At 75.0% G+C, this 20,465-nt stretch carries 18 protein-coding genes; 7 read left to right on the plus strand and 11 right to left on the minus strand.

From position 1 onward, the window contains the following. The first annotated feature begins 180 nt into the window (after positions 1-180). The 4 genes from moaC to ACGFNF_RS27975 all read left to right on the plus strand — a co-directional run bounded on the left by moaC (position 181) and on the right by ACGFNF_RS27975 (position 2,927). Complete coding sequence (gene moaC, locus ACGFNF_RS27960) at positions 181-672, plus strand: cyclic pyranopterin monophosphate synthase MoaC (protein ID WP_151456340.1); 492 nt, start codon at positions 181-183, stop codon at positions 670-672. Then, positions 669-1,139, plus strand: coding sequence for a molybdenum cofactor biosynthesis protein B (locus ACGFNF_RS27965; RefSeq protein WP_393171751.1), 471 nt, complete (start codon positions 669-671; stop codon positions 1,137-1,139). Before moaC ends, ACGFNF_RS27965 begins: the two co-directional genes overlap by 4 nt. Positions 1,140-1,221: 82 nt before the next feature. Next, complete coding sequence (locus ACGFNF_RS27970) at positions 1,222-2,481, plus strand: molybdopterin molybdotransferase MoeA (protein ID WP_393171753.1); 1,260 nt, start codon at positions 1,222-1,224, stop codon at positions 2,479-2,481. Beyond that, positions 2,478-2,927 carry a molybdenum cofactor biosynthesis protein MoaE gene (locus ACGFNF_RS27975; protein WP_393171755.1) on the plus strand — a complete coding sequence of 150 codons (450 nt, stop codon included), beginning with the start codon at positions 2,478-2,480 and terminating at the stop codon, positions 2,925-2,927. The genes ACGFNF_RS27970 and ACGFNF_RS27975 overlap by 4 nt, the downstream gene beginning before the upstream one ends. Positions 2,928-2,943: 16 nt before the next feature. On the opposite strand, the gene ACGFNF_RS27980 is transcribed toward ACGFNF_RS27975, so the two are convergent. Continuing rightward, positions 2,944-4,386 carry a glycosyltransferase 87 family protein gene (locus ACGFNF_RS27980; RefSeq protein WP_393171757.1) on the minus strand — a complete coding sequence of 481 codons (1,443 nt, stop codon included), beginning with the start codon at positions 4,384-4,386 and terminating at the stop codon, positions 2,944-2,946. 215 nt (positions 4,387-4,601) lie between these two features. Continuing rightward, positions 4,602-5,147, minus strand: a complete 546-nt coding sequence (locus tag ACGFNF_RS27985) for a DoxX family protein (protein ID WP_393171759.1) — start codon at positions 5,145-5,147, stop codon at positions 4,602-4,604. 125 nt (positions 5,148-5,272) lie between these two features. Here ACGFNF_RS27985 and ACGFNF_RS27990 point away from each other — a divergent pair, with 125 nt between their 5' ends. Continuing rightward, positions 5,273-5,827 carry an N-acetyltransferase gene (locus tag ACGFNF_RS27990; protein ID WP_311410102.1) on the plus strand — a complete coding sequence of 185 codons (555 nt, stop codon included), beginning with the start codon at positions 5,273-5,275 and terminating at the stop codon, positions 5,825-5,827. 26 nt (positions 5,828-5,853) lie between these two features. Here ACGFNF_RS27990 and ACGFNF_RS27995 read toward each other — a convergent pair whose 3' ends face one another. From ACGFNF_RS27995 to ACGFNF_RS28005, 3 genes are all read right to left on the minus strand, one after another. Continuing rightward, the gene (locus ACGFNF_RS27995; RefSeq protein WP_357577738.1) at positions 5,854-7,095 is read right to left on the minus strand and encodes an ATP-binding protein; all 1,242 of its coding nucleotides are present in this window, start codon (positions 7,093-7,095) and stop codon (positions 5,854-5,856) included. A gap of 141 nt (positions 7,096-7,236) precedes the next feature. Beyond that, on the minus strand, positions 7,237-7,722 hold the full coding sequence (locus ACGFNF_RS28000) for a hypothetical protein (protein WP_393171780.1): 486 nt from the start codon (positions 7,720-7,722) through the stop codon (positions 7,237-7,239). Between the two features lie 563 nt (positions 7,723-8,285). Beyond that, positions 8,286-8,828 (minus strand): hypothetical protein, encoded by a 543-nt coding sequence (locus ACGFNF_RS28005; protein WP_357577787.1) that lies wholly within the window; start codon positions 8,826-8,828, stop codon positions 8,286-8,288. Positions 8,829-9,055: 227 nt separating this feature from the next. Here ACGFNF_RS28005 and ACGFNF_RS28010 point away from each other — a divergent pair, with 227 nt between their 5' ends. Next, on the plus strand, positions 9,056-10,084 hold the full coding sequence (locus ACGFNF_RS28010) for an EamA family transporter (protein ID WP_393171761.1): 1,029 nt from the start codon (positions 9,056-9,058) through the stop codon (positions 10,082-10,084). A 9-nt stretch (positions 10,085-10,093) separates the two neighbouring features. Further along, positions 10,094-10,735 (plus strand): prepilin peptidase, encoded by a 642-nt coding sequence (locus tag ACGFNF_RS28015; protein WP_393171763.1) that lies wholly within the window; start codon positions 10,094-10,096, stop codon positions 10,733-10,735. A gap of 132 nt (positions 10,736-10,867) precedes the next feature. Here ACGFNF_RS28015 and ACGFNF_RS28020 read toward each other — a convergent pair whose 3' ends face one another. The 6 genes from ACGFNF_RS28020 to ACGFNF_RS28045 form a co-directional block, all read right to left on the minus strand. Further along, positions 10,868-14,062: a UvrD-helicase domain-containing protein gene (locus ACGFNF_RS28020; protein WP_393171765.1), complete on the minus strand. Its 3,195-nt coding sequence runs from the start codon at positions 14,060-14,062 to the stop codon at positions 10,868-10,870. Between the two features lie 100 nt (positions 14,063-14,162). Beyond that, positions 14,163-15,407, minus strand: coding sequence for a metallophosphoesterase (locus ACGFNF_RS28025; protein WP_393171767.1), 1,245 nt, complete (start codon positions 15,405-15,407; stop codon positions 14,163-14,165). Positions 15,408-15,420: 13 nt separating this feature from the next. Then, a complete protein-coding gene (locus ACGFNF_RS28030; protein WP_393171769.1) occupies positions 15,421-15,786 on the minus strand; it encodes a MoaD/ThiS family protein in 366 nt (121 codons plus the stop codon). Positions 15,787-15,788: 2 nt separating this feature from the next. Beyond that, the gene (moaA, locus tag ACGFNF_RS28035; protein ID WP_393171771.1) at positions 15,789-16,802 is read right to left on the minus strand and encodes a GTP 3',8-cyclase MoaA; all 1,014 of its coding nucleotides are present in this window, start codon (positions 16,800-16,802) and stop codon (positions 15,789-15,791) included. Beyond that, positions 16,799-17,713: a fructosamine kinase family protein gene (locus ACGFNF_RS28040; protein WP_393171773.1), complete on the minus strand. Its 915-nt coding sequence runs from the start codon at positions 17,711-17,713 to the stop codon at positions 16,799-16,801. Before ACGFNF_RS28040 ends, moaA begins: the two co-directional genes overlap by 4 nt. 96 nt (positions 17,714-17,809) lie before the next feature. Then, on the minus strand, positions 17,810-19,969 hold the full coding sequence (locus tag ACGFNF_RS28045; protein WP_393171775.1) for a sigma-70 family RNA polymerase sigma factor: 2,160 nt from the start codon (positions 19,967-19,969) through the stop codon (positions 17,810-17,812). Positions 19,970-20,465 lie beyond the last annotated feature (496 nt).

The following is a 20,465-nucleotide window of genomic DNA, read 5'->3' on the forward strand; positions in this document are numbered from 1 at the left end:
GACAACGGGCCGGAAACGCGTTCCGAATTCGCGACAGGGGTGGTGCCCAGTTGCGAGGAGTCGCGGCCGTCGCGCGATCGAAAGGGACGTCGGTTCAGCCGGTGCGGGCCCCGTCGTCGCCCGGCGTGCCCGCGCGGGTGACCCCCGTGCACGCGTACCGGAAAAGATAGGCTCGCGAGCGTGACCGATCCCGCGCAGCTCACCCACGTCGATCCGGCGGGCGCGGCCCGTATGGTCGACGTCTCCGCGAAGGCGGTCACCGGCCGCCTGGCCGTCGCCGCCGGCCGGCTCCGCACCACGCCCGAGGTCGTCGAGCTGCTGCGCCGCGACGGGCTGCCCAAGGGCGACGCGTTGGCGGTCGGCCGCCTCGCCGGCATCATGGGCGCGAAGCGCACCCCCGACCTGATCCCGCTCTGCCATCCCATCGCCCTGCACGGCGTCACGGTCGACCTGACGCTCACCGACGACACCGTCGAGATCACCGCCACCGCGCGGACGGCGGACCGCACCGGTGTGGAGATGGAGGCGCTGACCGCGGTGGCCGTCGCCGGGCTGGCGCTCGTCGACATGGTCAAGGCGGTCGACCCGGCGGCCAGCGTCGACGCGGTCCGGGTGCTGCGCAAGGAGGGCGGCAAGACCGGCCTGTGGGTCCGCCCGCAGGAGCGGCCGTGATCCGGGCCAGGGTGGTCGTGGCGTCCAACCGCGCCGCGGCGGGGGTGTACGCGGACACCAGCGGCCCCCTGCTCGTCGCGGGCCTGCGCGACCTCGGCTGCGAGGTGGACGAGCCGGTGGTGGTGCCCGACGGCGAGCCCGTGGGTGAGGCGCTGCGTGCCGCCCTGGCCGACGGGATCGACGTGGTGCTGACCAGCGGCGGTACGGGGATCAACCCCTCCGACCGCACCCCCGAGGTGACCCGGGCGCTGCTCGATCACGAGGTCCCCGGCATCGCCGAGGCGATCCGGGCGCACAGCCGCGACAAGGTCCCCGCCGCCGCGCTCTCCCGGGGGCTCGCCGGCGTCGTCGGCCGGATGCTGGTGGTCAACCTGCCCGGGTCGACCGGCGGGGCCAGGGACGGCCTCGCCGTGCTCGGGCCGATCCTCCGCCACGCCGTCGACCAGCTCCGCGGCGGCGACCACTGACGACGCGGGAGGGCCGCGACCAACCGGTGGGCGCGGCGCCGCTGACGGCGCGGCCGGCATGCCGCACCGTTAGGCTCGGCCGGTGAGCACGGAAACCGCCCCGGCCGCCGAGCCGGCCACCGCGCCCCCGCCCGCCGGCTGGGAGGAGGCCCGCTCCCGGGTGTACGCGGTCGGTTTGGCCGCCGCGCTCCCCGCCGTCAGCCGGCCGCTCGCCGAGATCGACGGGCACACCCTCGCCGAGCCGCTGGCCACCCGTACGGACCTGCCCGCCTTCCCCACCTCCAGCGTCGACGGCTGGGCCGTGCGCGGCACCGGGCCGTGGCGGCCGGTCGGGCGGGTGTTGGCGGGCGGCACCCCCGCCCCGCTGACCGACGACGGGACGACCGTCGAGATCGCCACCGGCGCGATGGTGCCGGAGGGCACCACATCCGTGCTGCGGGTGGAGGAGTCCCGTCGTACGCCGGAGGGCCTCGTCGACGGCACGCCGCGGCCGGCGCCGGAGTGGCGCGAGCCGGGCGAGGAGGCGTACGCCGGGGAGGAACTGGTCCCCGCCGGCACGCCGGTCGACCCGGCGCTGATCGGCCTGGCCGCCTCCTGCGGGCACGACAGCCTGCTGGTGCGGCGGCAGCCCCGCGCCGCGCTGCTGGTCTTCGGCGACGAGCTGCTGACCGCCGGCCCGCCCGGCGCCGGACGGGTGCGCGACGCGCTCGGGCCGGCGGTGCCGGCCTGGCTGCGCCGGTACGGCTGCCTGGTCCGCCCGTCGGACATGGTCGGACCGGTGGCGGACACGCTCCCCGCGCACGTGGCCGCCCTGCGCGCGGCGCTGAGCACCGCCGACCTCGTGTGCACCACCGGCGGCACGATGCACGGGCCGGTCGACCACCTGCATCCCACGCTGGAGGCGCTCGGCGCCGACTACGTGGTCAACACGGTGGCGGTGCGGCCCGGTTTCCCGATGCTGCTGGCGCGGCTGGCCGACGCCGACGGCCGGGTCCGGTTCGTCGCCGGGCTGCCCGGCAACCCGCAGTCCGCCATCGTCGCCCTGGTCTCGCTTGTCGCCCCGCTGCTGGCCGGGCTGGCGGGGCGCCCGATGCCGGTGCTGCCGCACGCCACGCTCGCCGAGCCGGTGCGCGGCCGGGGCGAGTACACCCACCTGGCGCTGGTCCGGTTGGACCGGACCGCCGGCACCGCCCACCCGGTCCGGCACGTCGGCTCGGCGATGCTGCGCGGGCTGGCGGGCGCCGACGGGTTCGCCGTCATCCGCCCCGGCACCTCCGGCGAGCCGGGGGACCGGGTGCCGGTCGTACCGCTGCCGCTGCTGCCCGGGGAGCGTGCGTGGTGACCACGCCGACGGCCGACGCGTCGGGCCGGTCCACGACGTTCGGCGAGGTCACCGACCGGCCGCTCGACCTCGCCGCGCACGAGGCGGCGGTCGCCGACCACCGGGCCGGCGCGGTCGTCTCGTTCCAGGGGGTGGTCCGCGACCACGACCACGGCCGGGCGGTGACCAGCCTGGAGTACGAGGGCCACCCGAGCGCCGCGCGGATCCTGCGCGAGGTCGCGGCCGAGATAGCCGCCGACCCGGACGTGTACGCGGTCGCCGTGTCGCACCGGGTCGGCCCGCTCGCCATCGGCGACGCGGCCCTGGTGGCGGCCGTCAGCACCGCCCACCGGGCCGCCGCGTTCGCGGCCTGCGCCCGACTGGTCGACGAGGTCAAGGCGCGGCTACCGATCTGGAAGCGGCAGGTCTTCGCCGACGGCACCGAGGAGTGGGTGAACTGCCCCTGAGGGGCGGCCCACCCGGTCAGCGGCGCAGGCTCGGCGCGGCCTGCCGGCCGAACCGGTCGGCGTAGAAGGCCGGCTCGGCGCCGGGGCGCCACGGCAGGGCGGCGACCAGCAGGATCAGGGCCAGCGCCAGCGAGTTCTCCATCAGGGCGCCGAAGAGGCCGTCCTGGTAGTGCGACACCTCGGGGAGCTGGTGCTCGTACGGCCAGATCGGGGAGACCAGGAAGAGCAGGTAGAGCCCGACGGCGGCGACGCCGTGCCGGAGCCCGGTGAGCGTCGGGTACCAGATCGGCGGGCGCAGCCCCGTCACCCCCGGCGGCCCGCCGTACCCGCCCTGGCCGGCCCGCTGCGCCAACCCGCGGCTGGCCTCGCGACGGCGTACGGCCGCGTCGGCCAGCACGATGATCGCCGGGATCACCCAGACCAGGTGGTGCGTCCAGGAGATCGGGCTGATCACGTTGGCGGTGAGGCCGACAAGCGTGAACGCGGTCAGCTCGTCGCCGTCGGCGCGGGCGTTGACGGCGCGGGAGAGGCCGACCGCCAGCATCAGCACCGAGAACGCCAGCCAGAGCAGGCCGGGCGTCTCGATCGAGTCGTACAGCCGGGCCAGCAGCCCCGCCAGCGACTGGTTGGGCGTCATGTCGGCGGCCCCGACGCGCTCGGTCTGCCAGAGCACGCCGCCGAAGTAGGCCCGCGACTCGGTGCCGACGACCGCGAAGGAACCGATGGTCACCGCGATCACCGTGCCGATCGCGGTGGTCGCGGCACGCCACTGCCGCGTGATCATCAGGTAGGCGATGAACAGCGCCGGGGTCAGCTTGACGGCGGTGGCCAGGCCGATGCCCACGCCGGCCCACGCCCCGCTGTAGACGAAGCGCAGCAGCGGGCCGTCGGTCGGGGGGATGTGGGTGCCCCGGCGGGCCCGCCAGCGCAGGCCGATCAGGTCGGCCATGATCAGTGCGAAGAGGAGCAGGTTCACCTGGCCGTAGCCGAGGGTCTCCCGGGCCGGCTCGATGGCGACCGCCAGCGGCGTCGCGATCCCCACGGTGAACCAGAGGGGCCAGCCGAGCCGGTCGACGATGGGGCGGAGCAGCCCGGCCAGCACGACGGCCAGGGCGGCGATGCTGGCGAGCGCGTTGACCGTCCCGGCCAGCTCGACCGGCAGGTGCGCCATCGGCAGCATCACCAGGCCGCCGAACGGCGGGTAGGTGAAGCCGAGGGTGGTGCCGGGTGCGATGAACTCGTAGAGCTCGTGACCGCTCGCCCACCACACCACCGCGCCGTGGTAGATCTTCATGTCGAAGAAGTTGTACGGCCGCCCGAAAGCACCGATGGCGAGCCATGCGGCATAGGCGACGGCGGCCACGATGCCAGCCCGTACGACTGTCCTACGATCGATCCCACGCGTTACGCGACGGACTGGGGCGAGGCGGTCCACCCGTCTTCCGACGGTCGCCGGCATGGCGTGGCCACCCCCGTACCAAGGTCGTCCTACCCGTCCAGGTCCTGCACGGAGCCTAGAACGGCGCCTCACGTTAATGCCTCCCGCGTTATGCGACCGTGTCCGATCCCACACATGTTTTTGACATTTCCACCGCGTTAACGCCTGTCGGGTGGTTCAGGTGATTCGCGGCGTTGACACGTGAAGGCCCGGGCGGGGGGAGGTATCGACGCAGGTCAGCCAGGCAGTCGACGGGCCGTCGCTGCCGATCGTACGGCGATTCGGGCCTCCCTGCGGGCGGTACGGACGGCTCGCTGCATGGAACGTCGGGAGTGGCCGATCCGGTGCCCGGTCCGCCACCGCAGCCCCGGCTTGCCGCCGGTGTCGGCGGCGGCGAGCAGCAGCCCGCCGAAGAGGCCGAGGTTCTTCAGGAAGTGGATCTGGTTGTTGCGCCGCGCCGCCGGGTCGTCGTTGTTCCAGAAGGGATGCCCGGCGAGGGTCACCGGGACCAGCGTGCCGGCCAGGACAAGCGCCGCCGGCCTGGCGAACCGTCCGGTGGCGAGCATCAGCCCGGCGCCGACCTGCACCGCCGAGTTGACGCGGATCAGCGTCTCGGTGTCGGTGGGGATGCGGGGGTCGGTCTTCTCCAGCAGCGGAGTCACCCGGTCCGTCACGGGCTTCGCGGCCGGGACCAGCCGCCCGGGGTTCCGGAGGTTGGTGAACCCGCTGACCACGAAGATGCCGCTGAGCATGGCGCGGGCGAGGGAACGTACGGGTTTCATGGGTCAGTCATACCCCGTCGTCGGCCCGGCTACCCCCGCAACCGCCGATCCGGATCGGTGGACGTGCACCTCGCGCCACGCCGATTCGAGCGACCGTCGCTGATGGACGGCCCGTGAGGGGTAACGTGCCCCGCGTGACGACGTTGCGGCTGCGACCTGAGGACCCGGCCGACACCGGCGCGGTCCGGCGGGTGCTGGCCGGCGCGTTCGCCCGCCCCGACGTGACCACGCCGCCCGAGGTGGGGCTGGTCGCGGAGCTGCGGGACAGCGACGCCTGGCTGCCGGAGCTGGCGATGGTCGCCGAGTACGGCGGTGAGGTCGTCGGCTACGCCCTGCTCACCCGGGTCCGGGTCAAGTCCGACGACCACACCGCGCCGGCGCTGGCGCTCGGCCCCGTGGCGGTCGCGCCGCACCGGCGGCGGATCGGGCTCGGCACGGCGGTGGTGCAGGCCGCCATCGAGGCGGCCACGGAGCTGGGCGAGCGGCTGGTGGTGGTGCTCGGTGACCCGGGCTACTACCACCGGTTCGGCTTCGGCCGGGCCGACCGGATGGGCCTGACCAGCCCCTGGTCGGGTCTCGGCGACCCCTGGCAGGCGCTGGTGCTGCCGCCGGCCACGAGCGGCGAGGGTCCGCCGCCGCGCGGCGAGGTGCTCTTCCCGCCGCCCTGGTCCAAGGTCTGACGCCCGTCGCGGCTCGGCGCGGCCGGTCAGGCCGGTTGGGTACGCAGGTAGCGGCCGAAGTGCGGGACGGTGAAGGCGACCGTACCGCGTTCACCGGAGTAGATGAGGCCCTTCTTGATCAGCGCGTCCCGGGCCGGGGAGAGGCTGGCCGGCTTGCGCCCCAGGGCCCGGGCGATCTCCGCCGTCGGCACGGCGGCGTCCATGTCGTCGCGTCCCCCGCCGTCCGCCTCGCCCTCCACCAGGGACAGCGTGGCCATGGCCCGCATGTACTCGCGTTCGGCCGGGGTGGCCCGTTCGAAGCGGGAGCCGAAGAAGCCCACGGCCAGCTCGGCCTCGGCCTCGGGCGCGGCGACCCGTACGTCGGCGGCGGTGATCGGCGAGCGGGGCGCGTGGTCCCAGGTCGCCTTCCCGTACGCCTGGACGAAGTAGGGATAGCCGCCGGACTTCTCGTAGAGCAGGTCGAGCGCCTTCTGCTCGTACTCGACCTCCTCGCGCTCGGCCGGCGCGCAGAGCGCCTGGTCGGCGGCGATCCGGTCGAGCCGGTCGATGCGCTGGTAGCGGAAGAGCCGCTCCGAGTACGACTTGGCGGCGCTGAGCACGGCAGGCAGGTGCGGCAGCCCGGCGCCGACCACGATCAGTGGCGCGCCGAGCTGGGACAGCTCGTGGCAGGCGGCGCAGAGCGCGGAGACGTCCTCCGGGCCGAGGTCCTGCATCTCGTCGATGAAGATCGCGATGCCGGTGCCGACGTCGGCGGCCACCGCGGCGGCGTCGGTGAGCAGCTCGACCAGGTCGATCTCGATGTCGCCGGAGTCGGCGCGGCCGCTGGCGGCGGGCACGTCGATGCCCGGTTGCCACCGGTCGCGCAGCTTCGGGGCGGCGGTGCCGCGACCGGTCGGCGCGGTCCGCTGGGCGAACGCCTTGAGCACGCCGAGGAAGGCGTCGATCCGGTCGGGCGCGCGGTGCCGGGGCGCCAGTTCCCGGACGGCCATGTGCAGCGCGGCGGCGATCGGTCGGCGTAGCGACTGGTCCGGTCGGGCCTCGATCTTGCCGCTGCCCCAGAGGTGGTTGATCGCCTGGGAGCGGAGGGTGTTGAGCAGCACCGTCTTGCCGACCCCGCGCAGGCCGGTGAGCATCAGGCTGCGTTCCGGCCGGCCCCGGGCGATGCGCTCCAGCACGACGTCGAAGACGTCCAGCTCGCGCCCCCGCCCGGCGAGTTCGGGGGGACGCTGACCGGCGCCCGGGGCGTACGGGTTGCGGACCGGATCCACGCATCGCACAGTATCGGGCCGTCTAGCTGGGGGACTAGACATCCGTAGATGGGGCAACCGGCGTGTCGGGTCACCGGGATCGGTCTCGACACAAAACTAGGGCTGTCTAGCGTCCATGCTAGACAGCCCTAGTTTTGGTAATCAGCGCTTCTTCAGGCAGAGCACGTAGTCGAGGATGTCGATCGAGTTGTCGTGCACGTAGTTCGCGGTCGCCTCCGGGGCCCGGGTCTTGCACCGGTCACCGTCCGCCGTACCCGGGATCCGCAGGAGCACCTCGTACGTGTTGGGGCCGCAGGGCACCTTACGCAGCTCGGCCTTGCTGGCCGTGCCGTCGTTGACCACGCAGTCGCCCTTGGCGAACACCTTCCTGCTGGGGCTCGGTGCGGCGGTGGTCGGCTCCACGCTGGGCTCGTCCGTGGGCTTGCTCGTCGGCTTGCTCGTCGGTTGGCCCGTCGGGCCGGCGGTGGCGTTCACCGTCGGGGCCGTGACCGGGTCGTCGTCGCCGGCCTGCCAGAATCCCCAGCCGGCGAGGCCGAGGCACGGGCAGAGCAGGAGCACCGCCACCAGGCCGATGATCATCGCGACCTTGCCACCGCTCTTGTTCGCGGGCGGAGCGGCCGGCGGCATCGCGTACCCGCCGGGCCCTGGCGGCGGGGCGCCCCACTGGTTGCCGGGCGTGGGTGCCGGCCCGGCCGGCGGATACGGTCCCGCCTGCGGGTAGCCCCCCTGGCCCGCCGGCGGCTGCACCCCGGGCGGCGGCGGATAGCCGGCCCCGGAGGAGGGCGGCGGGTATCCGGCCCCGGACGTGGGCGGCGGGTATCCGGCCCCGGAGGTCGGTGGCGGGTAGCCCGCCCCCGAGGTGGGCGGCGGGTACCCGGCCCCGGAGGAGGGCGGCGGGGGGTAGCCCGGTTCCGGCGCCGGCGGCTGCGCGGGCTGGTTCCACGCCGGGTCCTGCTGGCCCCACTGCGGGGTGGCCGGCGCTTCACCCCCGTACGGCGGCTGGCCCCACTGCGGTTCGTTGCTGGCCGGCGGCTGGCCCCACTGCGCGGCGGCTGGCGGCTGCCCCCACTCCGGCAGGGTCGGGTCGATGGGGGGCGGGCCGCCCGGGGTGCCGGGCGGGCGCTGGTAGGGGTCGTCCGGCTGTGCGGGTGATCCGTAGGTCGTCATCTCTTCCTCAGGGGTGCGGTGGCTCAGCGCTGCTTCAGGCAGAGCACGAAGTCGAGGGTGTCCAGCTCGCTGTCGAAGAAGTACCAGTTGGTGTAGCCGTCAACCTTGGCGCACTTCGCCGCGGCGTCCTTCTCGCCGCTGGTCGCCCCGTCGATCCGGCGCAGCACCTCGTACGTCTGCGGCGCGCAGTCGCTGATCAGCAGCTTGGGCTTGCCGCCGGCCGGCCCGTCGTTGCGGACGCACTGGCCGGCCTTGACGAAGCGCGGATCGGTGGAGGACTCGGGGGCGGGTGTGCTCGGCGTGGCGGCTGTCGCGCCCGCCGGGGATTCCGGCGGGTCGGTCCGGGCCGCGGGCGCGGGCCCGCTCGGCGTGGCGACGGGCTTCCTGTCGTCCTGGTCGAGCAGGTAGAGCACCGCGGCCCCGCCGACCAGCACCAGCAACGTCACCGTGGCCAGCACCGCGACGACCGGGGCCGTCCGCCCGCGCCGCCTTCGCGGTGGCGGGGCGGGACCTGCCGCGTACGGGGAGGGGACGGCGGTGCCGTCGCTCCGGGCGGCGTACGGCACCGGGCCGTGCCCCGGCGGGGGTGGGCCGTACGCGTCCGCCCAGGGCTCCTGCCCCGCAGACCCGGCCGACGGACCGTACGACTCGTCGGGGTGCCGCCCGTGCCACGGGTCCGGGTCCCCGCGACCCGGTGGTCCGTAGTTCGCCATGCACGCCTCCCGTGCGAGTGGTGAGAGGCCGGCCACCAACCAGGGACGCCGACGCCGACGTCACCGTAGCGTGTCCACCGATGAGCCCACCTCCACCGAGTGCGCAGCCGCCCGTCGACGCGGGTACCCCGCCCGGCCCGGCCGCCGGGGCGGGTCGTACGGCTGCTGCCGCGCCGGCCCTGCTCTGGACCGCACTGCTGCTGGTCTACGTCCTGTGGGGCTCCACCTACCTGGGCATCAAGATCGTGGTGGAGTCCATGCCGCCGCTCGGCTCGGCGGCCGCCCGGTTCGCCGCCGCCGGCCTGGTGCTGGCGATCGTGCTGCGGGCGCTGCGGGGGCGGGGCGCGCTGCGGGTCGACCGGCGACAGCTCGCCTCGGCCGCGCTGGTCGGGGTCCTCCTGCTGGCCTGCGGCAACGGGCTGGTGGTGCTCGCCGAGTCCGGCCCGGTGGGGGTGGCGGTGCCGTCCGGGGTCGCCGCCCTGCTGGTGGCGACCGTTCCGCTGCTGGTGGTGCTGCTGCGTACGGTCACCGGCGACCGGCCCCGGTCGTGGACGCTGGCGGGGGTGACGCTGGGCTTCGTCGGCCTGGTGCTGCTGGTGCTGCCGACCGGCGGGACGGACGCCGTGCCGCTCACCGGGGCGCTGACCGTGGTCGCGGCGGCCACCTGCTGGTCGATCGGCTCCTTCCTCTCCGGGCGGATGCGGATGCCCGCCGATCCGTTCGTCGCCACCGTCTACGAGATGTTCGCCGGGGCGGCGGCGCTGGCCCTCCTCTCGGTGGGCCGGGGCGAGCTGCGCGGCTTCGACCTGGGCGCGGTGACCACCCGGTCGTGGCTCGCGCTCGCGTACCTGATGGTGGCCGGCTCGCTCGTCGCCTTCACCGCGTACGTCTGGCTGCTGCACCACGCCCCGATCTCGCTGGCCTCCACGTACGCTTACGTCAACCCGGTGGTCGCGGTGGCGCTCGGCGCGTTGTTCGCCGCCGAGCCGGTCACCGCGCGGGTGGTGCTCGGCGGCGCGGTCATCGTCGCCGGGGTGGCCCTCGTGGTGAGCACCGAGAGACCGCGACGTCCCGTCCAGGGGGCCGCGCCGGAGCCGTCGCGCCGGTAGCGTCCGCCCGTGTCGACCGGGCTGCTGGCATGCGTGGCGCTGCTCGGCGCCCTGGCCGGCCTCGCCGCACCCCGGGCCGCCCGCCACTTCACCGCGCCGCTCGCACCGCGCGTCGCCGGGGCGGTGCCGTCCGCCGGGTGGGGCGCGGCGGCGGGTGCGGTCGCCTTCGCCGGGCTCGCGGCGGCCCTGGGGACGGAGCCGGTCCTGCCGGTGCTCCTCGTGCTGGCCGCCGTCGGGCTGGTGCTCGCCCTGGTCGACCTGGCCTGCCTGCGGCTGCCCGACCCGCTGGTCGGTGCCGCCGCGCTGGTCGCCGCCGTCGGGCTGACCGGTGTGGCGGCGACGGCCGGTAGCCCCGGGCGCCTGCTCGGCGCGGTGGCGGGGGCGGCGCTCTGCTTCGCCTGCCACGTGGTGCTGGCGGTGCTGCCGGGCTCCCGGCTGGGCTTCGGCGACGTGAAGCTCGCCGCCGTCCTGGGCCTGCCGCTCGGCTGGCTCGGCGGGTCGCCCCTGGCGCTCGGGCTGCTCCTGCCGCACCTGCTGCACGGTGTGCTGGTGCTCGTCCTGCTGGTGGCCGGCAGAGTGCGTCGCGACACCCCGCTCCCGCTGGGCCCGGCCCTGCTCACCGGTGCCTGGCTGGCCGCACTGGCCGCCTGAGGCCGCCGCACGCACCGGCGCGCCGGTGCCTGACGGCCTGACGCGCCCCCCGCACGGACAGGCACACCGGGCCGCCCTGACCGCCCGAGCGGTCACTCACGGCCGGAAGGACCCACAGCCCGACGGGGTGGCTCAGATCAGGCGGAGCTGGCGGTCGCGGGGGCGGCGGGGTTCGGCCTCGCCGAAGCGTTCGAAGAGGCCCGGGTCGATGACGTCGAGGAACGGCGACGGGGCGCAGTCGCGTTCCGTGCCGTGCCGGGTGCGGCGGGCGGCGTGGGTCACGTACAGCCGGTCCTGGGCGCGGGTCAGCCCGACGAAGAAGAGCCGCCGCTCCTCGGCGATCGCGTCGTCGTCGGGGGTGCTGCCGGGCCAGCGCAGCGGGAGCAGCCCGTCCTCGGCGCCGACCAGGAAGACCACCGGGAACTCCAGCCCCTTGGCGGCGTGCAGGGTGAGCAGGGTGACCGCCTCGGCGCGCGGGTCGAGCGCGTCCACCTCCGCGCCGGTGGCGAGCTGGGAGAGGAACAGCGGCAGGTCGTCGCCGCAGCGGCGGGCCAGCGGGGTGAGCAGGTCGACGGCCGAGCGGACGTCCTCCGGGCGTACCGCGCTGGCACCGTCCAGCGTGGGCACCGCGAAGCGCTCCGCCAGCACCTGACCGGCCAGCCGGACCCGGGCGGCCAGCGAGCCGTCGAGCCCGTCGGCGTGCCGCAGTTCGCGGGCGATGGCGGCCACCCCGGGCCGGTCCCGCAGCCGGTCGTGCGAGCGCTTCTGCACCGGGATGTTCGCCCGGGCGAGGGCGTCCACGATCGGTGCGGCCTGCGCGTCGGTGCGGTAGAGCACCGCGATGTCGGAGAACGACAGCGAGGTGGACCGGCCGTCGATCCGCCCCGAGTCCAGCGACCGGTGGGAGAGGCCGCCGACCAGCTCGTCGATGGTGCGTACGACGAAGTCGGCCTCGTCGGAGACGGAGGCCGCCGGGTAGCGACCCACCAGCGGGGCCTCCGGGTCGAGCCGGGCCGGGTCGAGCCGGCGGCCACGCACCAGCGACGACGGCGCGATGGCCTGCACGGCGGCGGCCAGGATGGGCGCGGAGGAGCGGTAGTTGCGGTTCAGCCGGACCAGCCGGGCGTCGGTGAAGTCCTGCGAGAAGCGCAGGAAGTAGCCGACGTCGGCGCCCCGGAAGGAGTAGATCGCCTGGTCCGGGTCGCCGATCGCGCAGAGGTTGCCGTCGGCGGGGCTGAGCAGGCGCAGCAGCTCGTACTGCACCTCGTCGACGTCCTGGTACTCGTCGACGAAGATCCAGCGCCAGCGCTCCCGGTAGTGCCGTACCAGCTTCTTGTCGGCCCTCAGCAGCGCGACCGGCAGGGTCAGCAGCTCGTCCAGGTCGACGAGGTCCTGCTTGCGCAGCAGCGCCGAGTAGCCGGCATCGTCGTCGCCGGCCTCGGCGCGGGCCTCCGCCCGCTGGGCGTCGTCGGCGATCCGGAAGTCCGTCGGCAGGCCGGCGGCGTCGGCGTTCTCCCGCAGGATCGTCAGGCCCAGCGAGTGGAAGGTGCCGACGGTGACGTCCTCGGCGACCGGCCCGAGCAGCCCGTCGAGGCGGTGCCGCAGCTCCTCGGCGGCCCGCCGGGTGAACGTGATCGCCAGGCACTGCTCCGGGAAGACGTTCAGCTCCGCGCAGAGGTAGGCGATCCGGTGGGTCAGCGTCCGGGTCTTGCCGGTGCCCGGCCCGGCGACGATGAGCAGCGGCCCGCCCGGCGCGGAGGCGGCCACCCGCTGCATGGCGTCCAGGCGGTCCAGCAGGCCGGTGCCGACCTCCTCCATGCCGGCGAGCATCGGCTCGAACGGCTCGTGCGGCGAGGGCGTCGGCGCGATCGGGGGCGGGGGCGCGGCCGGCGCGGCCTTGCGCTTCGGTTCGGGCTTGGCCGCCGCCGGGCGCTTGGCCCGGGGCTTCGGCGCCGGCTCCGCGGGGGTGCGCTGCGCCGGCACGGGTACGTCGAAGAGCGTCTCCTGGGCCCCGCCCGCGTTGCCGCCCAGCTCGGCCGGGTCGAAGAGGGTGATGACGCCGTACTCGCCGTCGTAGCCGGGGACCCGGCGCACGTCGCCCCGGCGCAGCCGGCCGATGCCCTCGGCGAGCAGTTCCCCGCCGACCCGGCCGATCTCGTCGAGCGGCGTGCTGGTGAGGATCTCCAGCTCCGGGCCGAGGGCGGCGATCAGCTCGTGGAGCTTCCCCTCGACCCGCTTGGACCGGGCGCCCACCTTGTTGGTCTCGCCGAGGATCTCGGCCAGCGGCACCAGGTGGGTGACGTCGGGGGCGTGCGCGGGGCGGTGCCCCGACGGCCGGTCGGCCAGCTCCTCGATCCGGCTGAGTACGCCCACGGTCAGCGGCTTGCCGCACTCCGGGCAGCGGCCATCGGCGGCCCGGGTCTCCTCGGGCGACCAGTTGACCCCGCAGAGCCGGTGCCCGTCCGCGTGGTACTTGCCCTCCTCGGGGAAGAACTCGATGGTGCCGGCGAGCCCGTCACCGGTACGCAGGGCGTCCCGGATCGCGAAGTAGTCGCGGGCGGTGGCGAAGACGGTCGCCTCCCGGGCCAGCGCCGGCGGCGAGTGCGCGTCGGAGTTCGACACCAGCCGGTAGCCGTCCAGGCTGCCGACGCGCCAGTTCATGTCGGGGTCGGAGGAGAGGCCGGTCTCCACGGCGAAGATGTGCTCGGCCAGGTCGGCGTAGCAGTCGGCGATCGCGTCGAAGCCCGACTTGGAGCCCAGCGCGGAGAACCACGGCGTCCAGATGTGCGCCGGCACCAGGTAGCCGTCGGCGCTGGCCTCCAGGGTGATCTCCAGCAGGTCCCGGGAGTCCAGGCCGAGGATCGGCCGGCCGTCCGAGCCGAGGTTGCCGATCCGCCCGAGCGCCGCGTTGAACCGGGCCACCGCGTCCAGGTCGGGCAGGTAGATCAGGTGGTGCACCTTGCGGGTGCGGTCGTCCCGCTTGTAGATCGTGGAGATCTCCACGCTGAGCATGAACCGGACCGGATCCGTCTCCGCCTCGCTCGCCAGCCGGGGCGGCAGCCGGCGGGCGATGTCCCGCTCCGCCTCCGGGCTGAGCCGGTGCAGGCCGGGCTCGGCCGGGTGCAGCGTCTCGCGGAGGTGGTCGTACCAGGCGGGGTGGGTGAAGTCGCCGGTGCCGAGCACCCCGATGCCCTTGCGCCGCGCCCACCAGCCGAGGTTGGGCAGGGTGAGGTCGCGGCTGCACGCGCGCGAGTACTTCGAGTGGATGTGCAGATCCGCGACGAACGGCGGGACGCCGCCGGGGGGTGCGGGACTGAACGGAGGCACGCCGCATCCTGTCACGCCCGCGCCATTACCCACCCGTCGCCACGCACACCCGTGACCTGAGCATCCGGTGCTGGACAACGCCGGCCGCCCGCGCTATGGGTCAGCGGGAGCGCAGCTCCACCAGGGTGATCTGCGGCTCGGCGCCGACGCGGACCGGCGGGCCCCAGAAGCCGGCGCCGTTGGTGACGTAGACCTTGGTGCCGTCCACCTCGCCCAGGCCGGAGACCACCGGCTGCTGAAGCTTCACCAGCAGGTTGAACGGGACCATCTGGCCGCCGTGGGTGTGCCCGGAGAGCTGGAGGTCGACGCCGAACTTCGCCGCCTCCGTCGCCGCGACCGGCTGGTGGGCGAGCAGCACCACCGGGCGGTTCGGGTCGCGGTCGCCGAGCGCCGCCGCGTAGTCAGCCGGGGCCGCCAGACCGGTGCCGGCGGCGGTGACGTCGTTCACCCCGGCCAGGTCGAGCACGCCGCCCCGGGCCTGGATCTCCGTCCGCTCGTTCTGCATGACCCGCAGGCCGAGCCGGTCCAGCTCCTGCACCCACTCCTCGACACCGGAGTAGTACTCGTGGTTGCCGGTGACGAAGTAGCTGCCGTGCCGGGAGCGCAGGCCGCGCAGCGGCTCGGCCGCCTCGCCCAGCTCGGCCACCGAGCCGTCGACCAGGTCGCCGACGACGGCGACGATGTCGGCGTCCAGGCGGTTGATGGCGGCGACGATCCGCTCGGTGTGCGCGCGTCCGCGCAGCGGACCGAGGTGGATGTCGGAGACCGCGGCGATCCGCAGGCCGTCCATGCTGCGGGGGAGCTTGGCCAGCGGGATCTGCACCCGGTCGAGCTGCGGCGGGCCGAGGGCGGTGCGGATGCCGTACCCGGTGAGGCCGGTGGCGGTGAGCCCGGCGAAGATCGCCGTCCCGCGGGCGAGCAGCAACCGGCGGGAAGGGTCGTGGTCGGGCTGCGCGACGGCGTCGGCGGCCGGCGGGTCCGCCGGCCCGGCCGCGCCCACCATGGCGGGCTCGGGCGCGGCGGCGGTGGGCTCCACGGCGGCGACCCGGCGACGCAGCACGAGCTTCGCCACCGCCATCGGCACTTCCAGCGCCACGAGCAGGACCAGCAGGTAGAACATGACGGCGAGCCAGAGGTAGCCCGGCCACGCGAGCCAGTAGAGGCCCGCCTGGGTGCCGGCCATGGTCGCCGGTACGAGCAACGCGAGCACCAGGGCGGTGATCCCGCCGATCCGCCGCCAGCGCCCCGGGGCGGTGGTGTCCCGCACCAGGCGCTTCCACAGGTAGAGGTGGATCAGGCCGGTGATGAGCGCGATGGTGGCGACGAACGCCAGTGCCGCCAGCATGTGTGCGCCTCCCTCAGCCGCCCGCGAAGGGCGGCAGGACGTCGATCGTGGCCCCGGCCGGTAGCGGTGCCTGCCGATCATGACAGGTCACGCCGTCGACCAGGAAACTCGCCACCTTCAGGACGACGGCGAGCCGCTCACCGTGCCGGTCGGTCAGCTCCACGACGAGTTCGTCCAGGGACCGCCCGGCGGATGCGGTCTCCTCGGTCCGGCCGGCGGCGGCCCGCGCCCCAGCGAAGTAGCGGACGGTAACCGGCGCCCCGGCGTCCTGGACGGGCGGCCCGGTGCGGAGCGGGCGTGCCTGGGCCGGCGGTCCGGTGTCAGCCGGGCGTGCCTGGGCCGGTGGCCCGGGGTCGGCCGGGCGCGTCGGTTCTGCCACGGTCAGCCTCCGATCGCGGACATCGGCCGGGCGGGCTGGAGGAATGCCGGGTCGTCGATGCCGTGCCCGGCCCGCTTGCCCCACATCGCGGCCCGCCAGCGCCGGGCCAGCTCGTCGTCGTCCGCCCCGGCCCGCAGGGCCCCGCGCAGGTCGGACTCCTCGGTGGCGAAGAGGCAGGCGCGTACCTGCCCGTCGGCGGTGAGCCGGGTGCGGTCGCAGTCGCCGCAGAACGGCCGGGTGACGCTGGCGATCACGCCGACCCGGGCGGGGCCGCCGTCGACCAGCCAGGTCTCGGCCGGTGCCGCGCCGCGCTCCGCCGGGTCGGGGACCAGGTCGAACTCCCCGCGCAGGGCGGCCAGGATCCCGTCGGCGGTGACCATGGTCCGCCGGTCCCAGCCGTGCTGGGCGTCCAGCGGCATCTGCTCGATGAACCGCAGCTCGTAGCCGTGGTCGAGGGCGAAGCGGAGCAGTCGGGGCGCCTCGTCGTCGTTGACGCCCCGCATCAGCACCGAATTGATCTTCACGGGGGTCAGCCCGGCGTCGGCGGCCCCGGCCAGCCCGGCCAGCACGTCCGCCAGGCGCGGGCGCCGGGTCAGCCGGGCGAACCGCTCCGGATCCAGCGTGTCCAACGACACGTTCACCCGGTCCAGCCCGGCGGCGCGCAGCCCGGGGGCGAGCCGGTCCAGCCCGATCCCGTTGGTGGTGAGCGAGATGCGGGGGCGCGGCTCCAGCGCCGCCACGGCGGCCACGATGTCGGCCAGGCCGGGCCGGATCAGTGGCTCCCCGCCGGTGAACCGGACCTCGGTCACGCCGAGCAGGCGCACCGCGACCCCGACCAGCCGGACGATCTCGTCGTCGCCGAGCAGTTGCGGGCCGGGCAGCCAGGCCAGCCCTTCGGCCGGCATGCAGTAGGTGCAGCGCAGATTGCACTTGTCGGTGAGGGAGACCCGCAGGTCCCGGGCGACGCGGCCGTACCGGTCGGCGAGGGCGCCGTCGGTCGGCGGGGCGGCGGTCACCCGTCGACGGTAGCGCGCCCGAGCCCGGCCAGGGCCGACCGGGCGGTACGGGCGACCGCATCCCGGTACGCCGCGCCGAACAGTGCGGTGTGCACCAGCATCAGGTGGAGCTGGTGCAGCGGCACCCGTTCCCGCCACCCGTCGGTCAGCGGCCACGTCTCCGCGTATGCGGAAAGGATCCGGTTCAGGTGCGGCGCGCCGCCGAAGAGCGCGAGCTGCGCCAGGTCGGTCTCGCGGTGACCGCCGTGCGCCGCCGGGTCGACCAGCCAGACCCGGTCGTCCGCGCCCCAGAGCGCGTTGCCCGGCCAGAGGTCCCCGTGGATCCGGGCCGGCGGCTCGTCACCGCCGAACTCGCCGATCCGCTCGACGACCTGCTCGACCAGGCCGGCCTCGGCGCCGGTGAGCGCGCCGCCGTCGACCGACATCCGGAGGTACGGGACGAGCCGGGCCCGCGCGAACCAACCCGACCAGGGGCCGTCATCGGGTGTGTTGTCCGCCGGCAGCGCCCCGATGAAGCCGTTCCACCCGGCCCCGAAGGCCGACGCCCCGGCCCGGTGCAGCCCGGCCAGCTCCCGGCCGAACCGCTCGGCCGCCTCGGGCGTCGGCTCGCCGGGCTCGATCCACTCCAGCGCCAGCAGCCCGGGCAGCGCCGCCACCACCTCCGGTACGGCGACCGTCCCGGCCTCGCGCAGCCAGCGCAGGCCGGCCGCCTCGGCGGCGAAGAAGCCCTCCGGCGCGGGCCGTCCGGCGGCCTCCGGCCAGGTCTTGGCGAACACCGAGTGCCCGTCGTCCAGCGTCAGCCGGGACGCGGCACAGATGTCGCCGCCGGCGACCGGCGTCTCCCGGATCCGCTGGTGGGTCAGGAAGGTCGGCAGGTGCTTCGGGTGCGCCCGCAGGTACGCCAGATCCATCTGCGCAAGGTAACCCCTCCCGCCGGCCGTACGGGTGCCGGCCGCACGATGTCGACGGCTCACCCCGCCGGCTGCGCCTGGTCGGCGGCACCGCCGTCACCGCATGTCGGCGCCCATCGCCGGATCGCGGCGGTTCAGCAGGAACGTGGTCTCCGGCAGCGCGCCCCCGGCACCCCGTGGCCCCTCGGCCGAGGACGGATCGCCGCTGCGCAGGGTCGTCGTCGCCCAGTCCCGCTGGTTCCACGAGTTGTCCTCGTCGTCGACCGTCCCGCCGAGCCATGTCTCGTCGCGGTTGGCGAGGGCCAGGTTGTGCCGCAGCACCGACGGCGAGCCGACGAACGCGAACCCGGCCTTGCCGTTGCGGTAGGCCGTGCTGTTCGTGATCCGCAGCTGCCCGTGGTTGGCCGCCTCGGTGAAGCCGTACCCGGCGTTGTCCCAGGCCGCGCTCCGGGTCACCCGGTGCCGCACCTCGGGAGCGGGGTCACCGCCGCCGAGCTTGAAGCCGTTGCCGCCGCCCTCGGTGAAGCCGGGGATCCCCCACCGGTCGACCCCGTTGCCGTACGCCCAGGACCGTTCGACGCTCACCGGGTCCGTGAACTCGCTGAGGTCCAGCCCGTCGGCCGAGTTGTGGTACATCCGGCAGCCGCGTACGAGGTTGCCGGCGCCCGAGCCGTACTTGAACGCCAGCCCGTCCGCCGTGCCGCCGTCGTCCGAGGTGTCGTGGTTGGCGTGGAAGTCGCTGTCCAGCACCTGGTTGCCCACCGTGCCCGGGTCGCGCAGCAGCAGGCCGATGCCCCCGTTGTCGTGGACCGACAGCCGGGAGAAGACGGTGTGGCGGCAGGAGACGCAGACGTACGCGTGGTCGGGCGCGCTCCTGATCTCCAGCCCGCGTACGGTCCAGTAGCTCGCCCGTTGCGTGATCGCCCACTCGCCGGCGGGCACCCGGCTCGCGTCGACCACCGCCCGCTCGTCGCGGTAGCCGCTGACGGTGATGCGTCTCTGCGCGGTGCCGCTGGTGGTGATGACCAGGGGCTCGGTGAGCCGGTGGGTCCCGCCGCGCAGCACGATGGTCTGGCCCGGGCGTACCGCCGCGACGGCCCGGCCCAGCGTGGCGTACGGGCGGTCGGCGCTGCCGGTGCCGGCGTCCGAGCCGCCCGGTGCGACGTGGATCTCGGCCCCCGCCGCCGGGGCGGCGGGTCGGGTCGGCCCGGCGGCGGTGGGCGCACCCGTGGGCCGGGACGGTTGCGCGGCCACCGTGGGGCCGGCCGGGGCGGGGACGCCGCCCGGGTCGGGGGCCTGGAGCACGGCGTAGCCGATGCCCCCGGCCGCGACCGTGGCGACCGTGGCGCCCGCCACGACCTTGTTGGCGAAGAAGCCCTGGACCATGGCCCAGAACGTCCCGGCGGCCGGGGCCGCCGGGACGCCCGCCACGAGCCCGGCGGCGACCGGGAACGTCGTCATCCCCGGCAGCAGCCGCTCCGGTGCCAGCAGCACGTGCCCGTGCGATCCGCACCGCGGGCAGCCCCGGCCGTGCCGGCTCAGCCGCTTGCGCCACAGCGGTCCGGCGGTGCCGTCCCAGCCGCGCAGCAGCGCGGCCAACTCCGGGCAGCGGGGTGTCGCGCGCAGCGCGCGGACGATCAGCCGGCTCTCGTCCAGGCGCGTCCGCATCCGGCCCAGCCGTACCGCCGCGTGCTTCGGGCTGACCGACAGCGCGTCGGCCAGCTCGGCGCGGGTCAGCTCGCCGATCGCCTCCCGCCACCACCACCGCAGCAGCCGCCGGTCGTCGTCGTCCAGCCAGCCGGTGGCCTCGGCCAGTTCCCGGCGCTGCTCGCTGAGGATCAGCTCGGCCACGGTCCGTTCGGCCAGGTCGCCGCCGGGGTCGGGCAGGTCCGCGTCGGTCTCCTGCTCGCGGCGCCGGGTCCGCGCCTGACCGCGCAGGTGGAGCTGCACCTGCCGGTACGCGATGGACACCAGCCAGGCGCGGAACCGCTCCGGCTCCCGCAGGTCCGGCAGGCCCCGGATGACCCGGACCATCGTCTCCTGGACCAGGTCGTCCACGTCGGCGTGCCCGTTGAGCGCCCGCCCCACGATCCCGTAGACGAGCGGGAGGTGCGCGGAGACCAGCTCGGTGAGCGCCGCCCCGTCACCCGCGCGGGCGGCGGCGACCAGGGCGGGCACGTCCGGGTGGGACGGGTCGCGCGTCCCCGGGCCCAGTTCCGCGTCGTGGGCCGGCGCGTGGACGTCGCTGCCGGTCACGGTGGCGGTCCCTCCTCACGTCGCGGGTGGGCGGACCGACCGGATCCGGCGTGCCTCCCGCCGCCCGGACCGGCGTCCTCCTGCCGGTCCTGCACCGGTGACGACGCAGCTCACGGCATGCTCGCACACCGAAATGCGCCTGTAAAGATCGTCGCCCGTCACTGTCCAAGTAAGTAGGCGATCCAAACAAAGTTCTGAATTTCCGTTGTCGACGTGACCCTGCCGTCGTCTACGGAACCAGAGCGGGCCGACGCCGACCCGCCTGGCATCCGGTCCCCGGGCAGCCGCATGCCAGGCGGACCACCACGCACCACCACCACCCGTACGCAGGAAGGAAGTCAATGCGACTGACCACCCATCCCCCCGACCAACGTCCGGCACCGGCGACCACCGCCGTCCGTGGGAGTGTGTCGATTTCCGTGTTTGGGCCTGTGGTGTGATCGAGGTTGTTAGATGGTGATCCGGTCGCCGTAGGCGAGGATCAGGGCGTTGAGGG

Origin of the sequence: Micromonospora sp. NPDC048868, from assembly GCF_043198195.1 — a bacterium.
Lineage (GTDB): Bacteria > Actinomycetota > Actinomycetes > Mycobacteriales > Micromonosporaceae > Micromonospora > Micromonospora reichwaldensis.

Coding starts and splice junctions, on each gene's coding strand:
- ACGFNF_RS28025 (WP_393171767.1), bottom strand. CDS start 15,407: ATGCTGGCGGCACTGGCGTTCGTCGCCACCATCGCGCTCATCACCGGC.
- ACGFNF_RS28040 (WP_393171773.1), bottom strand. CDS start 17,713: ATGGATCTGGCGTACCTGCGGGCGCACCCGAAGCACCTGCCGACCTTC.
- ACGFNF_RS27980 (WP_393171757.1), bottom strand. CDS start 4,386: ATGCCGGCGACCGTCGGAAGACGGGTGGACCGCCTCGCCCCAGTCCGT.
- ACGFNF_RS27985 (WP_393171759.1), bottom strand. CDS start 5,147: ATGAAACCCGTACGTTCCCTCGCCCGCGCCATGCTCAGCGGCATCTTC.
- ACGFNF_RS28010 (WP_393171761.1), top strand. CDS start 9,056: ATGAGCCCACCTCCACCGAGTGCGCAGCCGCCCGTCGACGCGGGTACC.
- ACGFNF_RS28000 (WP_393171780.1), bottom strand. CDS start 7,722: ATGCCGCCGGCCGCTCCGCCCGCGAACAAGAGCGGTGGCAAGGTCGCG.